Raw genomic sequence first — 20,008 nt, forward strand, 5'->3', positions numbered from 1 at the left:
GGGCGCGGTTACCGCTGGTCGGGCGGCGCGTTGGTCCGGGTATGACCGCACTCGACACGCCCGGCCCGAGAACGGGCCGACGCCGGCGCCCGGCGCCGCACACCGCCGAAGAATCGGTTCAGCACCGGCAGTCCGACCCGCCGATCTACCGGGCGCTGCTGGCCCGCTGGGCGGCCGCCGGCCGCACCCTGCCGGGCCACCGCGACCCGGAGTGGTCCCGCGTCGCGACGTCCCCGATCTGGCCGGCGGGACCCCTCTTCGAAGCATGACCCACGGTGCGGGCGGCCCGTGGCACGCGTCCGGCTCGGCGCCGAAGCCCTGGCGGCGCCAGCAGGCGGCGGCGTCGACCGCTCCTTGGGGACCACGCTCAGCCGCCCGGGCGTACCGGCCGAGCGCCCCTCGCCCCGATCCAGCGCCCCGCGGGAGCGGGGCGGGCCCGCGCGGCGCGGCGAAGCGCGCGCGGGTCCACCCCGACGGCCGAGGCGGGCTCACCCGGTGGGGCGGGTCAGCGGGTTTCGGGGCCGGCCAGGTGGCGGGCGATGACCATGCGCTGGATCTGGTTGGTGCCCTCGACGATCTGGAGCACCTTGGCCTCGCGCATCAGGCGCTCCACCGGGAAGTCCTGGGTGTAGCCGTAGCCGCCGAGGATCTGGACCGCGTCCGTGGTGACGGCCATGACGGTGTCGGTGCAGAACAGCTTGGCCATGGCCGCCTGCCGGGAGAACGGCTTGCCCGCGTCGCGCAGCCGCGCCGCCGCCAGGTACAGGGCCCGGCCCGCCTCGATGCGGGTCGCCATGTCGGCGAGCATGAACCGCAGCCCCTGGAAGTCGGCGATGGGGCGGCCGAACTGCGTCCGGCCCTGCGCGTAGGCGAGGGCCTCGTCCAGGGCGGCCTGGGCGACGCCGATGGCGCAGGCGGCGATGCCGAGGCGGCCGGCGTCCAGGGCGGCCAGGGCGATGGTGAAGCCCTGGCCCTCCTCGCCGATGCGCCGGGCGTCGGGGATGCGGACGCCGTCGAAGTGCAGCTGGGCGGTGGGCGAGCCCTTCATGCCCATCTTCTTCTCGGGGGCGGCCGCCGAAAGGCCCTCGGCGTCGCCGGGCACGAGGAAGGCGGTGATGCCCTTGGGGCCGTCGCCGCCGGTGCGGGCGAGGACGGTGTAGAAGTCGGCGATCCCGCCGTGGGTGATCCAGGCCTTGGTGCCGTTGATGACCCAGTCGTCGCCGTCGCGGACGGCCTTGGTGGCGAGCGATGCGGCGTCGGAGCCGGCGGCCGGCTCGGAGAGGCAGTAGGCGCCGAGCAGGCCGCCGCCGAGCATGGCGGGCAGGTGGGCGGCCCGCTGCTCCTTGGTGCCGTAGCCGGCCAGGCCGTGGCAGGCCAGGGAATGGACGCTGACGCCGAGGCCGACGGTCAGACGGGCCGCGGCGAGCTCCTCCAGGACCTGGAGGTAGACCTCGTAGGGCTGGTCGCCGCCGCCGTACTCGCTGTCGTACGGCAGGCCGAGCAGGCCGGATTCGGACAACAGGGTGAAGACCTCGCGCGGGAAGTGCCCGGCCTCCTCCTCTTCGGCGGCCCGGGGGCTAACCTCTCGCTGGGTGATCTCTCGTACGAGCGCGAGGAGGTCCCGGGACTCCTCGGTGGGCAGCTGACGGTCCACCGGCTGCGGGGCGCGGTCGTTCATGGCGGCGCTCTCCTCCCTCGTGGGCACGGCGGCGACGCGTGAGGTGTGGGACGCGCCGCCGGGTAACGGTGCTCTTACAGCCGATACTGCCTCCCGGATCACGGAACGGGCAGTTCAGCGGCTGCGGCGGCATGAGTATGCCCGATCAGGGGCTTCCCGTCACCGGGGCAAGATCACCGGAGAAAGCCCAGGCAGTGGGCGGTTTTGGACACTCCGGGACGAACCCGCAGCAGCCGTCGGCGGCGCCGGGGCGGGGCGGGCGGACGCGTCCGCCGGGTGGCGGAGGGGGCCGGTCGGGTTCCTCGGCGGTACGGGCGGGCCGGGCGGCGGCGTGCCTGCGGCGTAGGCAGCAGGGGTTGTACCGGACAAGTACCTTGCGGCGGGCGGAACTTCGGCCCTCACCTCCGGCGTACGCCGCGGGACGACGACGCGGGGCGGCCCGGGAGTTCCCGGGGCCGGTCAGAGCCAGCCGAGCTGCGTGACGAACATGGCGACGACCACCACCAGGGTCCAGCCGAGCACGTGCTCCAGCCACGAGGAGCCGTCCTCCGGGCCTCCGGTGCGGGCCCGGGTCCGGACGGGGGCGGTGGGGGCGGCGCTGTGTGCGGTCATGCCGTCCAATGTGCCAGCGTTCGCGGCTTTCGCGGTAGAGACGAGGGTCACTGGTGGCGCGCGTCACGTCCCCGCCGCACCGCCGGGCCCCGGCCGTCGTACGGCCGGGGCCCGGTGTGCCGGTGTGCCCGGTGGGCGGTGTCCGCCGCCCGGCGCCGGTGGGGGCGGCGCCGGGCGCGGGACCGCTCAGGCGCGGTTGCGGCCCGCCATGCTCGCCATGGCCAGCGCCAGCAGCAGGGCGACGCCGCCCGCGATGACGTTGCTGACCACGGTGCGGGTCGTGTCGACGTTGCCGGAGATGCACCACGGAGCGATGATCGTCCAGGCACCGATGGCGACCGCCGTCCACGCCATGGCGTGGGTGCGTTCGTAGGCCGAGCCGAGTCCGCTCATGCACAGGCAGTAGGCGAGGCCGGCTATCAAATTGTTCACCGCCAACGAGGTGAGGCCGCTGAATCCCGCGATCCACGGCGATGCGGCCAGGTACAGGCCCGTGATCAGGGCCAGTGCTTCCACGGCCTGGGCGGCCGGCGTGCTGGTGACCCGCTCGAACCGCGAGCGCATCTCGGCGAGGTCGGGGTGGTGTTCGATGCTGTGGGTGGTCATGGCGGGCCGCCTCCTGTAGAAGACTTTATGTGCCCTTTATCGCTTATGTTGCGCTTGTCCTTTCTCCAGGTCAACGGGTGGCGGACCTCCCGGGCCCTTCTCTCACAGCACCCCGACGGCCTTGAGCGCCACGACCTGGGCGAGGGACGGGCGGGCCGGGGCGTAGAGGTAGCAGACCCCGCCGGAGCCGGAGAGGACCTTGCCCGCGGCGTTGTGGCGTTTGGTCCGCAGCCAGGCGTTCTCCCACTCGCGACGCTCGTACACCCGGCGGACGGAGGGGTTGTCCGGCGAGTTCGGATCGTTGGCGACGATGTCGCCGGCCCCGGTGAAGCCCACGACGGTCATCAGATGGCCTGCGGTGCCGTAGCCCGCGCCGGTGAGCTCCTCGGCCCGGAAGGACAGCGAGGTGATCACGGGGATGCCGGAGCGGATCACGGCCTCCAGGTCGGTCAGGGAGCGGAGCCGGGTGACGACGCCGGCGAGCCCCTCGTAGGTGGCGGCGTAGGCGGCGTTGAAGGGCCAGTTCCCGCATCCCCGGTAAGCGTTGTCGTACGTGGCGCGGGCTGCGTGGCACACCTGCGGGTCGCCGTAGGCGCGGTTCACCCACTCCAGGTCCTTCGCCGCGGGCTTTCGGCCCCAGTATTCGATGACCATTTGGGAGGAGGTGGGACTGCACCAGGCCTCCCCGCCGTTGTCGTACTCGGGGTACCGGCCGAGGTGGACCTCCTGCGAGTAGCGCGGCACCTTCAGCTCGTGGGCCCGCCCGGAGGGGGTGGAGGCGGTGACGGTGAAGCGGTCCGGGACGTCCGAGGTCATGGCTCCGGCCAGCCACACCGTGGGGCCGTCCGCGGCGCCGGGCCTGCGGTGGAGGGTGAGGCGCAGCTGCCAGGCGGCGATCCGAAGCCCTGACGCCCGGGCGGGGGCGTCGACGGCGAGGGTGTCGGTCCACACCGTCGACCGGCCGTCCGACTGGCCGTCGACGGAGGTCCGGCGGATGTCGGCGTCGCCGGAGGCCCAGCGGGCCATGACGTACCAGGGGCTGGTGGAGCCGTCGCCGTAGGTGACCCGGAGGTCGGCCTGGATCCAGGTGCCGGCGGGGGTGGCGGCGTTCCAGGAGGCGATGACCTCGGTTCCGGGGACGGTCGAGCGGTGCACCGGCGAGGTCCACACGGCGTAGTCCCAGGTGCCCTTCTTCCCGGTGTGCGGGTCGGCGTACTCCGTGCGGCCCGCCGGGGCGGCGAACTGCAGTCCGGGCCGGGCACCGGCGAGGACGGCGGTGCCCCGGTGGGTGCCCGCCTCCCAGTGGCTGCGGGAGAACCAGAACCGGTTGTCCACGGTGGGGCGGGCGGCGCCCCCCGCCTCGGCGCCGGCCTCGGCGCCGGTTCCGGTCGTGGCTCCTGCGCCGGCCCGGGCGCCGGCCGCGACTTCGCCGGCGGTACCGGTTCCGGCGGCGGCCTGCGCCGTGCCGACTCCCGGGCCGACTCCCGGCTGCGCGGCGGCCGCCGCGGCCCTGCCGCCGGGCACCGCGGCTGCGGCGGCGGCCGCGAGGGCGGCCAGGACGGCCCTGCGTGGTGTGGGTGCGGTCATGCGGAATCCCCCAGTGGGTCGGTGAGGCGGATCGGCTGCTCCACCCTTCCAGTTCCCGACGGTCGGGCGTCGACGCCGGCGGCCCGTGTCGGGGTGAACCCGCGTGTGCCGGGTCCGGCCGTAGGCTGGCCGGGTGGAGTCACACCAGTCGCTCGCGCCGCTCGCGCGCGAGATCAGCGCCCTGCCCCCGTCCCTCGGCCCCGTGCGGCTGATCGGGATCGACGGGCACGCCGGGTCCGGCAAGAGCACCTTCGCCCGACGGCTCGCCGAGGCCCTCGGCGGGGCGCCCGTACTGCACCTGGACGACGTGGCCAGCCACGAGCAGCTCTTCGCCTGGCCGGACCGGCTGCGCGCACAGGTGCTGGAGCCGCTCGCCGCCGGCCGCCCGGCGCGCTGGGCCCCGTACGACTGGGTGGCGCGGCGGTTCGGCCCGGAACAGGTGTTGGAACCGGCGCCGGTGCTGCTCGTGGAAGGCGTGGGGGCCGGGCGGCGCGCACTGCGGCCCCGCCTGGCCCGGCTGCTGTGGATGGAGACGCCGCGCGCCGAGTCCTGGGGGCGCGGACGCCACCGGGACGGGCGTGATCTCGCCGATTTCTGGGACGGGTGGGAGCGCGCGGAGCTCGCGCACTTCTCGGATGATCCTTCGCGCCCCTTCGCGGACACCCTGGTGCGCCAGAGCGGTACGGGATACGAGTGGTCTTCCGAGGCTGGAGCGACTGCCGGAAGGGCGGCTTCCATCACTGAAGGTGACGGACTCCCCCGGGCCTGACCAGCTCCGGAAAACCACTTGCGCAGGTGTTCACCGGCTTGCTTGACCTGGGCCCCGCACCGGCCTTACGTTCTGAATGCGCGGTCTTTCCAGGCCGCAGCGGACGCGAAGCCCCCGATTGTTCCCCCGTGATCGGGGGCTTCGTTCTGCCCCGGTACCCGTCCCCGCCCCCGTCCCGGCGGGTCGACCTCCCCGGGATCTTCACCCTGAGTCACGTAGGGCCCCGACCCGGCGCTGCGGACCGGTACCCGCAGCACCCTACGTAAGGTGCGTCGCCGCAGGTACGATGCAGCCCTGATTTCATCGGCACGGCGACAACTCGCGGAATCGACGCGGGGGTTGCCGGGCACCACGGGGGCAGGCTTGTGGGGGACGTGATGGATTTCGGGACGCCGGGCAGTGCGCACGCCCCGGCCGAACTCGCCTGGCTGCGCGCGGTGGACGCCTGCACCATGGGCGCCTATCCGCAGGCCGAGGAGGAGTTCCGGACGGCCGTCCGGCTGGATCCCTCGATGGCCGACGCCTGGTTGGGCCTGCACGCGCTGCGCGTGGACACCACGACCGCGTTATTGCGCATGTACACCCACCGCGACCGCTTCGGCGAACAGCGGACCAGGCACCGGCGGACCCTGAACTCCTGGTACTGGCTGGGCTGGTGGGTCCAGCCGGTGCTGGAGAGCAGGCGGGACCTGCTGCTGGCCCACGCCTCGCACTGGCTGGACGGCCGCCACGTGCCCGAGCTGGACCAGGCGCTGGCCGCGCTGCCGCCGGTGGACGCCGACCCGCAGGTCCGCTTCCTGCACGCCTGCCGGGCCTATCTGGTCAAGGACTGGGAGCAGCTGGTCCGGCACACCGAGCCGCTCGTGGACGATCCGCTGCTCGGCATCGAGGCCGGGCTCTTCGGCGGGATGGCCCGGGTCCGGCTGGAGATGTACGGGCAGGCCGAGCCCATGCTCTCGGCCGCACTGATGCGCTGCCGCAGCGAGCAGCCGCAGCGCAAGGAACTGCGCTACTGGCTGGCCCGGGCGCACGAGGGCACCGGGCGCAGTGCGGCGGCGCTGCCGCTGTACCGGGCGGTGCACCGGGTGGATCCGGCGTTCATGGACACCGCGGCACGGCTGACGGCGATCGAGGACAGCGAGGACTACGACGGGTACGCCGGATATGCGGGAACGGGGTGCGAGGCCTACGGCGGGCACAACCTGACCCAGGCGGGCGGCTTCGCGGCGGTGACCCTGGGCGGCGGCCCCGCCCAGGACCTGGGCGTCGCCCCGGACGGGCAGCCCGAGCCGCCGGACCCGCTGACCGCACCCGACCCGCCGGCGCCGCGCTTCGGAGGGCCGCCCCCGGGCCGGGGCGAGGGCGCGCGGCGCAAGACGTCGCTCCCCGCCCAAGGCGTGCCCGGAGGCCTGCCGGCCGGGCCGGCGGACCCGGAGCTGCTCGCCGAAGCGCTCGCGGAGCTGGAGCGGATGGTCGGCTTGGAGCCGGTGAAGCGGCAGGTCAAGGCACTGTCGGCGCAGCTCCACATGGCCCGGCTGCGGGCCGGGCAGGGGCTGCCGGTGCAACCCCCGAAACGGCACTTCGTGTTCTCCGGGCCCTCCGGCACCGGCAAGACCACAGTGGCGCGGATCCTGGGTCGGGTGTTCTACGCGCTGGGGCTGCTCGGCGGCGACCACCTCGTCGAGGCCCAGCGGGCTGACCTCGTGGGCGAGTTCCTCGGGCAGACCGCCGTCAAGGCCAACGAGCTGATCGATTCGGCGATCGGCGGGGTGCTGTTCGTGGACGAGGCGTACAGCCTGTCCAACTCGGGCTACAGCAAGGGCGACGCGTACGGGGACGAGGCCCTGCAGGTGCTGCTGAAGCGGGCGGAGGACAACCGGGACCACCTGGTGGTGATCCTGGCCGGCTACCCGGCGGGCATGGACCGGCTGCTGTCCACCAACCCGGGGCTGTCCTCGCGGTTCACCACCCGCGTGGACTTCCCCAGCTACCGGCCGTCGGAGCTGACCGCGATCGGGGAGGTGCTGGCCGAGGGGAACGGCGACTGCTGGGACGAGGAGGCGCTGGAAGAGCTGCGGAGCGTCAGCACGCACGTGGTGGAGCAGGGCTGGATCGACGAACTCGGGAACGGGCGGTTCTTGCGCACTCTGTACGAGAAGAGCTGCGCGTACCGGGATCTGCGGCTGGCCGGGTTCCTGGGCGCGCCGTCCCGGGAGGACCTGGCGACGCTGCGGCTGCCGGATCTGATGCAGGCGTACGGGGAGGTCCTGTCGGGTCGCGGCCCGACGGACCGCGACCGCCCGGAGGCCCCGCCACCACCGTTGTAGCGGCCGCCCCGCTGACCGCTCCGCTCAGCCGTTCCCCCACCCCGCCCGGTCCCGCAACCGGTCGCTCCGCCCTGGACCCCCAGCGCTTGGAACACCGGCGGGGCGGGAGGGGTGGGGAGAGTCCGCAGGGCCCGGCCCCGCAGGAGCGCGGCGCCGGCGGGGCGTCGGGTCCCGCGGGGGCCGGGCCCTGGGGGTCAGGCGGTCAGGCGGTCAGGGCGCGTACCGGCTGGGGGCCGGGGCGGCGGGGCGGGATGCGGTGGGCGGGGTCCCGGACTTCGCCGACCAGCATTTCGAGGACGTCTTCCAGGGCGACGAGGCCCAGGATCCGGCCGGCCGGGTCCGCCACCTGGGCCAGGTGGGTGGCGTCGTGGCGCATGACGCTCAAGGCGTCGTCCAGGGGAAGCGTGGACGACAGCGTCGGCATGCGGCGCCAGACCCGCTGCGGCACCGCCCGCTCCCGGTCCTCCAGGTCGAGGACGTCCTTCACGTGCAGGTAGCCCATGAAGGCGCCGCCTTCGGAGCGGACGGGGAAGCGGGAGTACCCGGTGCGGACGGTCAGCTGCTCGATCTGCCGGGGCGTCGCCGCCGGGCCGACCGTGACCAGCCGGTCGCGGGCGAGCAGCACGTCGGTGACCGGGCGGCTGCCCAGCTCCAGGGCGTCCTCCAGGCGTTCCTGCTCCCTCGGTTCCAGGAGCCCGGCCTGCCGGGAGTCCTCGACGAGCCGGCCGAGCTGGGCGCTGGTGTAGACGGCCTCGACCTCGTCCTTCGGCTCCACCTTGAAGAGCCGGAGGACGACGGCGGCGCAGGCCCCGAGGGCGGTCGTGATCGGACCGCACAGGCGGGCGAAGGCGACCAGGCCGGGGCTGAACCACAGGGCGGTCCGCTCGGGGGCCGCCATCGCGAGGTTCTTCGGGACCATCTCGCCGATGACGAGGTGCAGGAAGACCACGGCGGCGAGGGCGACGGCGTAGCCGAGGGGGTGGATCAGGCCCTGGGGGACGTGGGCGGCGTGGAAGACGGGCTCCAGCAGCCGGGCCACGGTGGGTTCGGCGACCGCGCCGAGGGTGAGCGAGCACAGGGTGATGCCGAACTGGGCCGCGGCCATCATCCGCGGCAGGTTCTCCAGGCCGTGGAGGACCTGGCGGGCCCGTTTGGACTCGGCCGCGAGGGGCTCGATCTGGCTGCGGCGTACGGAGACGAGGGCGAACTCGGCGCCGACGAAGAAGCCGTTGGCGAGGACCAGGAGCAGGGCGAACAGGAGTTGGAGCGCGTTCACCGGCCCGCCGCCTCGAGTTCGGCGGGGACGGCCGGGCTGGGCGCGGTGCGCACCAGGCGGACGCGTTCGGCGCGGTAGCGGCCGACCTGGCGGACGGAGAGCTTCCAGCCCGGCAGTTCGGCGCGGTCACCGGGGGCGGGGATCCGGCCGAGCAGGTCCGCGACGAGGCCCGCGACGGTCTCGTACGGGCCGTCGGGCACCTCCAGGCCTATCCGGCGCAGGGTGTGCACCCGGCAGCTGCCGTCGGCCTCCCAGGAGGGCCGGCCGTCCTCGGTGGGTACGGCGGCCAGCTCGGGGCCGTCGTCCTCGGCGAAGTCGTGCTCGTCGCGGACCTCGCCCACGAGCTCCTCCACGATGTCCTCCAGGGTGACCACGCCGGCGGTGCCGCCGTACTCGTCGACGACCACGGCCATCGGCTGTTCGCTGCGCAGCCGCTCCAGCAGCGGCTGCACCGGCAGGGAGCCGGGCACCAGCAGCGGGGGGACGCAGATCCGGCCCACGGTGGTGCGGGCGCGGTCGGCCTCGGGCACGGCGAGGGCGTCCTTGAGGTGGACGACGCCGGTGACCTCGTCGATGCGCTCCCGGTAGACCGGGAAACGGGACAGGCCGGTGGCGCGGGTCAGGTTGAGCACGTCGGCGGCGGTGGCCGTCTGCTGGAGGGCGCTGACCTTCACCCGGGGGGTCATCACGTGCTGGGCCGTGAGCTCGCCCAGCGAGAGGGTCCGTACGAAGAGGTCGGCGGTGTCCTGTTCGAGGGCACCGGCCTGGGCCGAGTGGCGGACCAGGGAGACCAGTTCGCCGGGGGTGCGGGCGGAGGCCATCTCCTCGGCCGGTTCCACGCCGAAGGCCCGCACGAGGCGGTTGGCGACGGCGTTGAGGCCGGCGATGACCGGCCGGAACGCGCGGGAGAAGAGGGTCTGCGGCCCGGCCACGAAGCGTGCCACCTGGAGCGGCCGGGAGACCGCCCAGTTCTTCGGGACGAGCTCGCCGACGACCATCTGGACGGCCGAGGCGAGCAGCATGCCGATGCCCACGGCGACGCCGGAGACGGCTCCGGAGGGCAGGCCGGTCGCCGCGAGGGGCCCGGCCAGCAGTGCGGCGAGGGCGGGTTCGGCGAGCATGCCGACCACGAGGGAGGTGATGGTGATGCCGAGCTGGGTGCCGGAGAGCTGGAACGACAGCTCCCGCAGGGCCCTGACCACCGTACGGGCACGGCGGTCGCCTTCGGCTGCGGCGCGTTCGGCCTCGGGCCGCTCGACCGTGACGAGGCCGAACTCGGCCGCCACGAAGAAGCCGTTGGCGAGGATCAGGGCGAAGGCCGCCAGGAGCAGGAGTAGCGGGATGGTCATGCGGCCGCCTCCACGGGGAGGGCGGCGCGGGTACTACCGGACGGTCCGTCCATTGCCGGAGGGAGTCACTCCTTGAGTTGCAGGTGCCCTCGGGCCACGGGGTCCCGGGGCCGGTGGGTGGGCGCACGGCCGCGCCCGCCACCAGGGTAGTCATTGAGATCGCCGCCGCAATGGGACGCAGCGGTCCGCTTGTCGGCGCAGGCCCTATCAGTGGTCGTGGCGCCCGGTTCCGCGGGCTTCGACGAGGGCGCGCAGCGTGCGCGCGTCGCCGATGGCCTGCTGCTTGGCCACGCCGGGCTGGATGCCCAGGACGGGCAGGCTGGTGCCGTCGCTGAGGTCCAGGAACACCCAGGGGTCGCCGGGCCGGAGGTTGACGCGCAGGACCTGCGCCCACACCAGGCGGCGGGTGGTCGTGAGGTTGACCACGGTGACGCCCGTCTCGTCCGCGACCACCTTGGGGCGGCTGAGCAGGACCAGGACGGAGGCCATCAGGGCGGCGGTGACGACGAAGCTGATCCGCTCACCGCCGCTGAGGTTCTCCAGCAGGAGGGCGATCGCGGTGATCGTCGCGAACATGGCGAGCCCGACGCCCAGCAGGACGACCCGCGTGCGGGTCGGCCGGAAGGTGACCGGCAGGGCGGGTAGTGCGGGCTGGGCGGCGGACTCGGCCATGGTGCGGGTGATGCCTTCTTCAGGGGGCGTACGGGTCGGTCGACGGCGTACGGGTGGGCGTACGGGTCTGCGTACGCGTCACAGGCGGCAGGCGTGGATCGAGGTGGTGAGGATCGCGCGGGCGCCGAGCTCGTACAGGTCGTCCATGATCCGCTGGGCGTCCTTGGCGGGGACCATCGCGCGGACGGCGACCCAGCCCTCGTTGTGCAGCGGGGAGACCGTCGGGGACTCCAGGCCCGGGGTGAGGGCGACCGCGCGCTCCAGGTGCTCGGCACGGCAGTCGTAGTCCATCATCACGTAGCTGCGGGCGACGAGGACGCCCTGGAGGCGCCGCAGGAACTGCTGCACCTGCGGGTCGTCCCCGTCGGCGCCGTCGCGCCGGATGACGATGGCCTCGGACTTCAGGATCGGCTCGCCGATGACCTCCAGGCCGGCGTTGCGCAGGCTGGTACCGGTCTCGACGACGTCGGCGATGATCTCGGCGACGCCGAGCTGGATGGCGGTCTCGACCGCACCGTCCAGGTGCACGACGGAGGCGTCGATGCCCTGGTCGGCGAGGTGCTTGGCGACGATGCCCTCGTACGAGGTGGCGATCGTCATGCCGTGGAAGTCCTCGGTGCCCTTCGCGGTGCCGGGCTTGGTGGCGTAGCGGAAGGTGGACTTGCCGAAGCCGAGGGGAAGGATCTCCTCGGCGTTGGCCCCCGAGTCGAGCAGCAGGTCGCGGCCGGTGATGCCCAGGTCGAGCCGACCGGAGGCGACGTAGATCGCGATGTCCTTGGGGCGGAGGTAGAAGAACTCCACCTCGTTCTCGAGGTCGACGACCACGAGCTCCTTGGACTCCTTGCGCTGGCGGTAGCCGGCCTCATGGAGCATCGCCGACGCCGCTCCGGAGAGAGAGCCCTTGTTGGGGACGGCGATGCGCAGCATGAGGCTTCCTTCAGTGCGAGATGCGATAGGTGTGTGTGGTGTGGGTGTGTCTAGAGGTGCTTGTAGACATCGTCGAGGGAGATCCCGCGCGCCACCATCATCACCTGAACGTGGTACAGCAGCTGGGAGATCTCCTCGGCGGCGGCTTCCTCGCCCTCGTACTCTGCGGCCATCCAGACCTCGGCGGCCTCCTCGACGACCTTCTTGCCGATGGCGTGGACGCCCTTGGCGACCAGTTCGGCTGTGCGGGAGGTGCCGGGATCGCCGGCAGCGGCCTTGGCCTGGAGCTCCGTGAAGAGCTCTTCGAAGGTCTTGGAGGGTTCGTTCGCCATGATGGTCCTCAGAATACGGGGTCGTCCGCCGCCACTCAGCGCCAGGGTTCGCTGACGGACCGCAGGGTTGCTGCGGTGGAGACGGCGGCGATGACCGCTTCGTGCCCCTTGTCCTCGTTCGACCCCTCAAGGCCGGCGCGGTCCAGCGCCTGTGCCTCGTCGTCGCAGGTCAGTACACCGAAGCCGACGGGGACTCCGGTGTCGATCGACACCTGCACCAGGCCCTGGGTGACGCCCTGGCAGACGTAGTCGAAGTGCGGGGTGCCGCCGCGGATGACCACTCCGAGGGCGACGACGGCATCGTAACCGCGACCGGCGAGTACCTTCGCCACCACCGGGAGCTCGAAGCTGCCGGGGACGCGGAGCACGGTGGGCTCGTCGATGCCCAGCTCGTGCAGGGCGCGCAGGGCGCCGTCGACGAGACCGTCCATGACCTTCTCGTGCCACTGCGCCGCGATGACGGCGACCCGCAGGTCCCCGCAGTTCTTCACGCTCAGTTCGGGTGCGCCCTTGCCGCTCACTGCTGTGCTCCTCGGTGGTTCGTGTTCGTGGGTGATGGTGCGTGGTTCAGGTGTACCGGTGCTGTCCTACTGGTTGCCGCAGGCGGCCGGGACGGTCTCGCCCAGCCAGGGCAGGTCGTGGCCCATCCGGTCCCGCTTGGTGCGCAGGTACCGCAGGTTGTGCTCGCCCGCCTCGACGGGCATCGGCTCCCGGTCGTTGACGGCGATGCCGTGCCGGACGAGGGCCGCGGACTTCTCGGGGTTGTTGGTCAGCAGTCGGACGCTCTTCACGCCCAGGTCGGCGAGGATCCGCGCGCCGGCGGCGTAGTCGCGGGCGTCGGCCGGGAGGCCGAGTTCCAGGTTGGCGTCGAGGGTGTCGCGGCCGCGTTCCTGGAGCTCGTACGCCCGCAGCTTGGACACCAGGCCGATGCCGCGTCCCTCGTGGCCGCGGAGGTAGACGACGACGCCGCGGGCCTCCTCCTTGATGCGGGCCATGGAGGCGTGCAGCTGGGGGCCGCAGTCGCAGCGCAGGGAGTGGAAGATGTCGCCGGTCAGGCATTCGGAGTGGACGCGGACGAGGACGTCATCGCCGTCGCCGACCTCCCCGTGGACGAGGGCGACGTGCTCGACGCCGTCGACGGTGGAGCGGTAGCCGTACGCGGTGAAGTCGCCGAAGGAGGTCGGCAGGGTGACCTCGGCCTCGCGGCGCACGGTCGGCTCGGTGGAGCGGAGGTAGTCGATCAGGTCCGCGATGGAGATGATCGACAGGCCGTGCTTGCGGGCGAAGGGGATGAGCTCGGGCAGGCGGAGCATGACGCCGTCCTCGCCGGCGATCTCGACGATCGCGCCGACGGGGCGCAGGCCCGCGAGGCGGGCGAGGTCGACGGCGGCCTCGGTGTGGCCGTTGCGGACCAGGACGCCGCCGGGCTTGGCCCGCAGCGGGAAGACGTGGCCGGGGCGGACGAAGTCGGAGGGCTCGCAGGCGCCGTCGGCGAGCAGGCGCAGGGTGGTGGCACGGTCGGCGGCGGAGATGCCGGTGGTGACGCCGTGGGCGGCGGCCGCGTCGACGGAGACGGTGAAGGCGGTCTTCATCGACTCGGTGTTGTCCTGCACCATCTGGGGCAGTTCGAGCCGGTCCAGCTCGGGGCCCTCCATGGGGGCGCAGATCAGCCCGCGGCACTCGCTCATCATGAACGCGACGATCTCGGGGGTGATCTTCTCGGCGGCGACGACGAGGTCGCCCTCGTTCTCGCGGTCCTCGTCGTCGACGACGACCACCGGGCGGCCGGCCGCGATGTCGCGGACGGCCTGCTCGATCGGGTCGAGCCGGAAGGACTCCGCGAGGAGGGCGTCGAAGTCGGGGACGGGCTTGAGGGGGGTCATGCCGTTGCTCCTTCCAGGGCCGGGGCGGTGGTGGTGCGCGAGCGCTGGTACCAGTCGTGGGCACCCCACAGGACGAGCGCGAAGTAGACGACGTACACGAGGCCGGAGAACGCCAGCCCGTTGGTGAAGGCGAGGGGGACGCCGACGAGGTCGACGAGCAGCCACGCGAACCAGAACTCCACGAGGCCGCGGGCCTGGGCGACCATCGCGACGACGGTGCCGACGAAGATGTAGGCGTCGGCCCACGGGCTCCACGAGAGGTTCGGGTAGAGGGTGAACAGCCCGCCGACGGCGAGGGTGCCGAGGGCCGCGCCGGCCAGGAGCAGTCCGCGCTCGGTCCAGGTGCCGGTGCGCACGGCGAGGGAGCCGTCCTGGGCCTGTCGCTTGCCGAGGTGCCAGGCGCGCCAGCCCCAGGCGGCCACGCCGATGACGAGGAGCTGCTTGCCGACGCCACCGGCGAGGTGCGCGGAGGCGTAGGCGGCGACGAGGATCAGGCCGGAGAGCAGCTGGGCGGGCCACGTCCAGATGGAGCGGCGCCAGCCGAGGGCGAGGGCGGCCAGGCCGATGAGGTTGCCGATCATGTCGGACCAGATGACCTTCTGGCCGAAGACGGTGAAGGCCTCTGCGTTGAGCCAGCTCAGGGCGGTCACCGGTCGGTCTCCTCGGCTTCGTCGGCGCGCGCGGCCAGGGGGTCCACGCCGGCGGCCAGCAGGCGCTCGACGTACTTGGCCAGGACGTCGACCTCCAGGTTGACCGGGTCGCCGGGCTGCTTGGTGCCCAGGGTGGTCAGCGCGAGGGTGGTGGGGATGAGGCTGATGGTGAAGTGCTCGGCGGCGGCATCTACCACGGTGAGGCTGACGCCGTCCACAGTGATAGAGCCCTTCTCTACGACGTACCTTGCGAGGTTCTCCGGGAGGGAGACCTTGACGATCTCCCAGTGCTCGGACGGGGTACGGGAGAGGATCGTGCCGGTACCGTCCACGTGGCCCTGGACCAGGTGGCCGCCGAGGCGTCCGCCGAGGGCCATGGGGCGCTCCAGGTTGACCCGGGAGCCGGGCCGGAGGGCACCGAGGCTGGAGCGGTTGAGGGTCTCCTGCATGACGTCGGCGGTGAACTCGCCGTCGGCGGTGTCCACGACGGTCAGGCAGACCCCGTTGACGGCGATGGAGTCGCCGTGCTTGGCGCCGTCGGTGACGAGGGGGCCGCGCAGGCGGAAGCGGGAAGCCTCCGAGAGCTGCTCGACGGCGGTGACCTCGCCCAGTTCTTCGACGATTCCGGTGAACACTCAGTGCTCCTTGGGGGCGGTGGTGGGGACGGCGGTGATGCGCAGGTCGGTGCCGGTGCGGACGGCCTCGGTGATCTCCAGGCGGACCGCGCGGGCAAGGGTGGTGATGCCGGCGCCGGCGAGGGCGGCGGGTCCGGCGCCGAGGAGGGCCGGGGCGATGTAGCCGACGACGCGGTCGACGGCGCCGGCTTCGAAGAAGGCTCCGGCGAGGGTGGGGCCGCCTTCGAGGAAGAGGGCGCGGACGCCGCGGGCGTACAGCTCCGCGAGCAGGTCGTGGATGCCGATGCGGCCGTCGCGCAGCGGCAGGCGGAGCACCTCGACGCCTGGCAGGTGCCGGGTGTCGGCGTCCTCGCCGACGACGAGCAGGGTGGGTGCGGCGTCGTCGAGGATGCGGGCGGACGGCAGCAGGGAGGCGCGGGTGTCGATGGCGACGCGCAGCGGCTGCGTGACGCCGTCGACACCGCGTACGGCGAGGTGCGGGTCGTCGGCGCGCAGGGTGCCGCCGCCGACGAGGACGGCGTCGGACTCGGCGCGCAGGCGGTGGACGTCGGCGCGGGACTCGGGGCAGGTGATCCAGCGGCTGGTGCCGTCGGCGGCGGCGCTGCGGCCGTCGAGGGTGGCGGCGTACTTCCAGGTCACGTGGGGCCGGCCCAGGCGCACGGCGGTCAGCCAGGCGGTGTTGCCCGCCTCGGCCTCGGCCTGGAGGAGCCCGCCCTCGGCGGTGATCCCGGCGGCGCGCAGGGTGGTGCCGCCGCCGCTGGCCTGGGGGTTCGGGTCGGGGACGGCGTAGACGACGCGGCGGACGCCGGCGTCGATCAGGGCCTGGGCGCAGGGTCCGGTGCGGCCGGTGTGGTTGCAGGGTTCGAGGGTGACGTAGGCGGTGCCGCCGCGGGCGGCGGCGCCTGCGGCGCTCAGGGCGTGGACCTCGGCGTGCGGGCCGCCGGCGCGCTGGTGCCAGCCCTCGCCGACGACGGCACCGGAGGCGTCGGTGATGACGCAGCCCACGATCGGGTTGGGGCTGGTGGAGCCGAGGCCACGGACGGCGAGTTCGACGGCGCGGCGCATGGCGCGGGTGTCTGCGTCCGCGTCGTGCGGTGCGTGCGCGGCGTGGGGTGCCACCGGGTCCTCCTGCCTCATCGGGCACGGACTCCGGGGCCTGTCGGGCTACGACAGATGAGCGGTACAGGCACGCGGGGACGCCGAGGTCGGATGAACGGTCCGCTCGGCACGCGTCCCGGGGGGACGCGCGCAGGGACCGCCGACGGCGGCGTACCGGTGTGACTGCCCGCCGCGCACTGCCTCCCATCCGGACTTTCACCGTCGGTCCAGGAATTTCACCTGGTCAACCGGCCGCTGGCTGCGGACGGGTCGCGGACTATACCGCCGGTTCGGAATTACACCGACCCCGGAGTGCGCTGCTCTTACTGGTACTCCTGCCAGTCTGCCACGGGCGATCGGAGGCCATGCGGGAGAAATGCTGTGGCCTGAGTCACAGCCGGGGGGGTTTCGCGGGAGTCCGTCAAGTGCACCCAGGATTGGTCCAGACCTATTGACGGCTTGGTCTAGTCCTCTTAACGTTCCCTTCACCTCCCCGGGAGAGGGCCCGTCAGATGTGCGCACGTCGCGGGCCAACACGCACCACTTCCCTGCCTGTTGTGTCCTGCACTCCTCCCTTCCCCAGGAGGCACCATGCTGTCCCCCACACGCACGAGAGCGTTGCTCCTGGCAGCCGGCGCGGCGATCGCCGGACTGCTGGCAACCGGGCTCACCACGACCGGGCCGGCAGCCTGGGGGTCCCCCCGGACGGAGTCCGGGGGAGAGAACTGTCGGCCCGACGGCCTCTACCGGACCCCCGGCGTAGACGTCCCCTACTGCTCGGTCTACGACACCGACGGCCGCGAGAAGATGGGCGCCGACCACCAGCGGCGCGTGATCGGCTACTTCACCGGCTGGCGCACCGGCAAGGACGGCCGGCCCGCCTACCTCGCCGACGACATCCCGTGGGACAAGATCACCCACATCAACTACGCCTTCGCGCACATCGGCGGCGACAACAGGATCTCGGTCGGCGCGGACGGACCCGACAACGCCGCCACCGGCATGACCTGGCCGGGCGTGGCCGGGGCCGAGATGGACCCGACCCTCCCCTACAAGGGCCACTTCAACCTGCTGACCAAGTACAAGAAGCAGCACCCCGACGTGAAAACGCTGGTCTCGGTGGGCGGCTGGGCCGAGACCGGCGGCTACTTCGACGCCGACGGCACCCGGGTGGATTCGGGCGGCTTCTACGCGATGGCCACCCACCCCGACGGCTCCGTCAACCAGGCGGGCATCAACACCTTCGCCGACTCCGCCGTCGCCTTCGTGAAGAAGTACGGCTTCAACGGCGTCGACATCGACTACGAGTACGCGACGTCGATGAAGGACGCGGGCAACCCGCTGGACTGGTCGCTGGCGAACCCCCGCCGGGCCGGCCTGGTCAAGGGCTACGACGCGCTGATGAAGACCCTCCGCGAGAAGTTGGACCGGGCGGGCGCCGCCGACGGCAAGCACTACCTGCTGACCGTGGCCGCCCCGTCCTCCGGCTACTTGCTGCGCGGCATGGAGACGTACCAGATGCAGAAGTACCTGGACTACGTCAACATCATGTCCTACGACCTGCACGGCGCCTGGAACGAGCACGTCGGCCCGAACGCCTCCCTCTTCGACGACGGCAAGGACGGCGAGCTCGCGGCCGCCGGGGTCTACGGCTCCCAGCAGTACGGCGGCATCGGCTACCTCAACACCGACTGGGCGTACCACTACTTCCGCGGCTCCATGCCGGCCGGCCGGATCAACATCGGCCTGCCGTACTACACCCGCGGCCACAAGAACGTGCAGGGCGGGACCAACGGCCTGTGGGGCAAGGCGGCGGCGACCGGCTGCCCGGCCGGCTCCGGCCTGACCAAGTGCGGTGACGGCGCGGTCGGCATCGACAACCTGTGGCACGACAAGGACGACAACGGCAACGAGTCCCCGGCGGGCTCGAACCCGATGTGGCACGCCAAGAACCTGGAGAAGGGGATCGTCGGCGACTACGTCACCCGGTACGGCTTCCCGGCGAACACCACGCTGACCGGCACCTACGTCCGCACGTACGACTCGGCCCTGGTAGCACCGTGGCTGTGGAACGCGCAGAAGAAGGTCTTCCTGTCCACCGAGGACGAGCAGTCGGTGGCTGCCAAGGCCGACTACGTGGTCGACCGCGGCATCGGCGGCACCATGGTGTGGGAACTGGCGGGCGACTACGCCTGGAACGCGGCGAAGGGCCAGTACGAGATGGGCTCCACGCTCACCTCACTGATGTACGACAAGTTCAAGGCGGCCTCCCCGTACGGGGCGAAGAAGGCGGGTGCCACCGCGCTGCCGACCCGGGCCGTGGACGTGCAGGTGGAGTTCACCGAGTTCAAGCTCGGCGACTCGAACTACCCGATCACCCCGAAGATCAAGATCACCAACAATACGAAGGTGGCGCTGCCCGGCGGCACCGAGTTCCAGTTCGACTACGCGACCTCGGCCCCGGACAACGCCTCCGACCAATCCGGCTTCGGCACCAAGGTGATCAGCAGCGGCCACACCGGTAGCAACACGGGCGGGCTGAAGGGCGACTTCCACCGGGTCTCGCTGAAGCTGCCCGCCTGGCAGTCACTGGCCCCGGGCGCCTCCGTCGACCTGGCGTTCAACTACTACCTGCCCGTGTCCACCCCCTCCAACTGGACGGTGAGCGTCTCCGGCACCACGTACGCCCTGGCCGGCGACCTGGCCCGCGGCACCGCGGTGGTGGAACCGGGCGGCGGCTCCCAGCCGCCGACCAGCCAGCCGCCCACGAGCCCGCCGCCGACCAGCCAGCCCCCGACCAGCCCGCCGCCGGGCGGCACCTGCACCAACCCGGCGTACGTCGCGGGCAGCGTCCACACCGGCGGGACGGTCGTCTCCCACAAGGGCCGCAACTGGAAGGCCCAGTGGTGGACGCAGAACGAGGAACCCGGAACCACCGGCGACTGGGGCGTCTGGAAGGACCTGGGCGCCTGCTGACACCCGTGTGACACGGCCGGGTCGGCCGGCAGGACGCGGGGACCCGGTGGCCCGGCGCCACCGGGTCCCCGCCCGTGCGCCCGGGCCCACCCGCGTCCCCGGCAGCCCGGTCCGCCCGGCCCGCGCTCCCCGTACCCTGCCGCGGTGATCACTTCTGCCACCGCCCGCACCGCGGCCTTCGAGGAGCACCGGTCCCGGATGTTCGGCATCGCCTACCGGATGCTCGGCTCCGCGGGCGAGGCCGAGGACACCGTCCGTGGAGCATCCCGGCGCCTGGCTGGCGAAGGCCGTCACCCACCTGTGCCTGCACCGGCTCACCTCGGCGCGTGCCCGGCGCGAGCAGTACGTGGGTCCCTGGCTGCCGGAGCCCGTCCTCACCGACGGCGGAGCGCTCGGGCCGCTGGAGTCGGCGGAGCAGCGCGACGGCGTTTCGACGGCCCTGCTGGTGCTGCTGGAGGAGCTCACTCCGGGGGAGCGGGCCGTGTACGTGCTGCGCGAGGCCTTCGCGTACGGCCACCGGAGATCGCCGGGCTCCTCGACCTGTCCGAGGCCAACTGCCGGGAGCTCTACCGCCGGGCATCGGCGCGGGTGGCGGAGGGCCGGGCCGCCGCAGGCCGGTCGGCGGCCTCGG

General features: G+C 72.8%; 18 protein-coding genes and 1 riboswitch. Of the genes, 4 read left to right on the forward strand and 14 right to left on the reverse strand.

The genetic code is table 11. From position 1 onward, the window contains the following. Positions 1-41: 41 nt before the first annotated feature. On the forward strand, positions 42-269 hold the full coding sequence (locus ACFV7Q_RS06245; protein ID WP_385424177.1) for a hypothetical protein: 228 nt from the start codon (positions 42-44) through the stop codon (positions 267-269). Between the two features lie 236 nt (positions 270-505). Here ACFV7Q_RS06245 and ACFV7Q_RS06250 read toward each other — a convergent pair whose 3' ends face one another. The 4 genes from ACFV7Q_RS06250 to ACFV7Q_RS06265 all read right to left on the reverse strand — a co-directional run bounded on the left by ACFV7Q_RS06250 (position 506) and on the right by ACFV7Q_RS06265 (position 4,483). Then, the gene (locus ACFV7Q_RS06250) at positions 506-1,678 is read right to left on the reverse strand and encodes an acyl-CoA dehydrogenase family protein (protein WP_385424180.1); all 1,173 of its coding nucleotides are present in this window, start codon (positions 1,676-1,678) and stop codon (positions 506-508) included. Positions 1,679-2,137: 459 nt separating this feature from the next. Then, positions 2,138-2,290: an SCO1431 family membrane protein gene (locus ACFV7Q_RS06255; protein ID WP_385424183.1), complete on the reverse strand. Its 153-nt coding sequence runs from the start codon at positions 2,288-2,290 to the stop codon at positions 2,138-2,140. A 186-nt stretch (positions 2,291-2,476) separates the two neighbouring features. Beyond that, positions 2,477-2,896: an SPW repeat protein gene (locus ACFV7Q_RS06260; protein ID WP_385424186.1), complete on the reverse strand. Its 420-nt coding sequence runs from the start codon at positions 2,894-2,896 to the stop codon at positions 2,477-2,479. A gap of 102 nt (positions 2,897-2,998) precedes the next feature. After that, on the reverse strand, positions 2,999-4,483 hold the full coding sequence (locus tag ACFV7Q_RS06265) for a peptidase C39 family protein (protein ID WP_385424188.1): 1,485 nt from the start codon (positions 4,481-4,483) through the stop codon (positions 2,999-3,001). 133 nt (positions 4,484-4,616) lie between these two features. On the opposite strand from ACFV7Q_RS06265, the gene ACFV7Q_RS06270 reads away from it, so the two are divergent. Next, positions 4,617-5,252 (forward strand): uridine kinase, encoded by a 636-nt coding sequence (locus ACFV7Q_RS06270; protein WP_385424191.1) that lies wholly within the window; start codon positions 4,617-4,619, stop codon positions 5,250-5,252. Positions 5,253-5,629: 377 nt separating this feature from the next. After that, positions 5,630-7,579, forward strand: a complete 1,950-nt coding sequence (locus ACFV7Q_RS06275; RefSeq protein WP_385424194.1) for an AAA family ATPase — start codon at positions 5,630-5,632, stop codon at positions 7,577-7,579. A gap of 202 nt (positions 7,580-7,781) precedes the next feature. Here ACFV7Q_RS06275 and ACFV7Q_RS06280 read toward each other — a convergent pair whose 3' ends face one another. The 10 genes from ACFV7Q_RS06280 to ribD all read right to left on the reverse strand — a co-directional run bounded on the left by ACFV7Q_RS06280 (position 7,782) and on the right by ribD (position 16,440). Beyond that, positions 7,782-8,855 (reverse strand): hemolysin family protein, encoded by a 1,074-nt coding sequence (locus tag ACFV7Q_RS06280; protein WP_385424197.1) that lies wholly within the window; start codon positions 8,853-8,855, stop codon positions 7,782-7,784. Further along, positions 8,852-10,204, reverse strand: coding sequence for a hemolysin family protein (locus ACFV7Q_RS06285; protein ID WP_385424199.1), 1,353 nt, complete (start codon positions 10,202-10,204; stop codon positions 8,852-8,854). The genes ACFV7Q_RS06280 and ACFV7Q_RS06285 overlap by 4 nt, the downstream gene beginning before the upstream one ends. A gap of 207 nt (positions 10,205-10,411) precedes the next feature. Next, positions 10,412-10,876 carry a PH domain-containing protein gene (locus tag ACFV7Q_RS06290; protein ID WP_385424202.1) on the reverse strand — a complete coding sequence of 155 codons (465 nt, stop codon included), beginning with the start codon at positions 10,874-10,876 and terminating at the stop codon, positions 10,412-10,414. A 78-nt stretch (positions 10,877-10,954) separates the two neighbouring features. Beyond that, entirely contained in the window at positions 10,955-11,803 is an 849-nt protein-coding gene (gene hisG / locus ACFV7Q_RS06295) for an ATP phosphoribosyltransferase (RefSeq protein ID WP_385424204.1), read from the reverse strand. 50 nt (positions 11,804-11,853) lie between these two features. Then, a complete protein-coding gene (locus tag ACFV7Q_RS06300; protein ID WP_385424207.1) occupies positions 11,854-12,135 on the reverse strand; it encodes a phosphoribosyl-ATP diphosphatase in 282 nt (93 codons plus the stop codon). A gap of 35 nt (positions 12,136-12,170) precedes the next feature. Further along, a complete protein-coding gene (gene ribH / locus ACFV7Q_RS06305) occupies positions 12,171-12,656 on the reverse strand; it encodes a 6,7-dimethyl-8-ribityllumazine synthase (RefSeq protein WP_385424210.1) in 486 nt (161 codons plus the stop codon). A 66-nt stretch (positions 12,657-12,722) separates the two neighbouring features. Next, positions 12,723-14,018, reverse strand: coding sequence for a bifunctional 3,4-dihydroxy-2-butanone-4-phosphate synthase/GTP cyclohydrolase II (locus tag ACFV7Q_RS06310; RefSeq protein ID WP_385424212.1), 1,296 nt, complete (start codon positions 14,016-14,018; stop codon positions 12,723-12,725). Then, positions 14,015-14,668 (reverse strand): nicotinamide riboside transporter PnuC, encoded by a 654-nt coding sequence (locus ACFV7Q_RS06315; RefSeq protein ID WP_385424215.1) that lies wholly within the window; start codon positions 14,666-14,668, stop codon positions 14,015-14,017. Before ACFV7Q_RS06315 ends, ACFV7Q_RS06310 begins: the two co-directional genes overlap by 4 nt. After that, complete coding sequence (locus tag ACFV7Q_RS06320) at positions 14,665-15,303, reverse strand: riboflavin synthase (RefSeq protein ID WP_385424218.1); 639 nt, start codon at positions 15,301-15,303, stop codon at positions 14,665-14,667. The genes ACFV7Q_RS06315 and ACFV7Q_RS06320 overlap by 4 nt, the downstream gene beginning before the upstream one ends. Further along, entirely contained in the window at positions 15,304-16,440 is a 1,137-nt protein-coding gene (gene ribD / locus ACFV7Q_RS06325) for a bifunctional diaminohydroxyphosphoribosylaminopyrimidine deaminase/5-amino-6-(5-phosphoribosylamino)uracil reductase RibD (protein ID WP_385424221.1), read from the reverse strand. Positions 16,441-16,591: 151 nt separating this feature from the next. Then, positions 16,592-16,721: riboswitch (FMN riboswitch) on the reverse strand. Positions 16,722-16,992: 271 nt separating this feature from the next. Here ribD and ACFV7Q_RS06330 point away from each other — a divergent pair. Further along, positions 16,993-19,377, forward strand: coding sequence for a chitinase C-terminal domain-containing protein (locus ACFV7Q_RS06330; protein WP_385424224.1), 2,385 nt, complete (start codon positions 16,993-16,995; stop codon positions 19,375-19,377). Positions 19,378-20,008 lie beyond the last annotated feature (631 nt).

This window comes from Streptomyces sp. NPDC059851, assembly GCF_042732005.1.
In the GTDB taxonomy this organism is placed as follows: Bacteria; Actinomycetota; Actinomycetes; order Streptomycetales; family Streptomycetaceae; genus Streptomyces.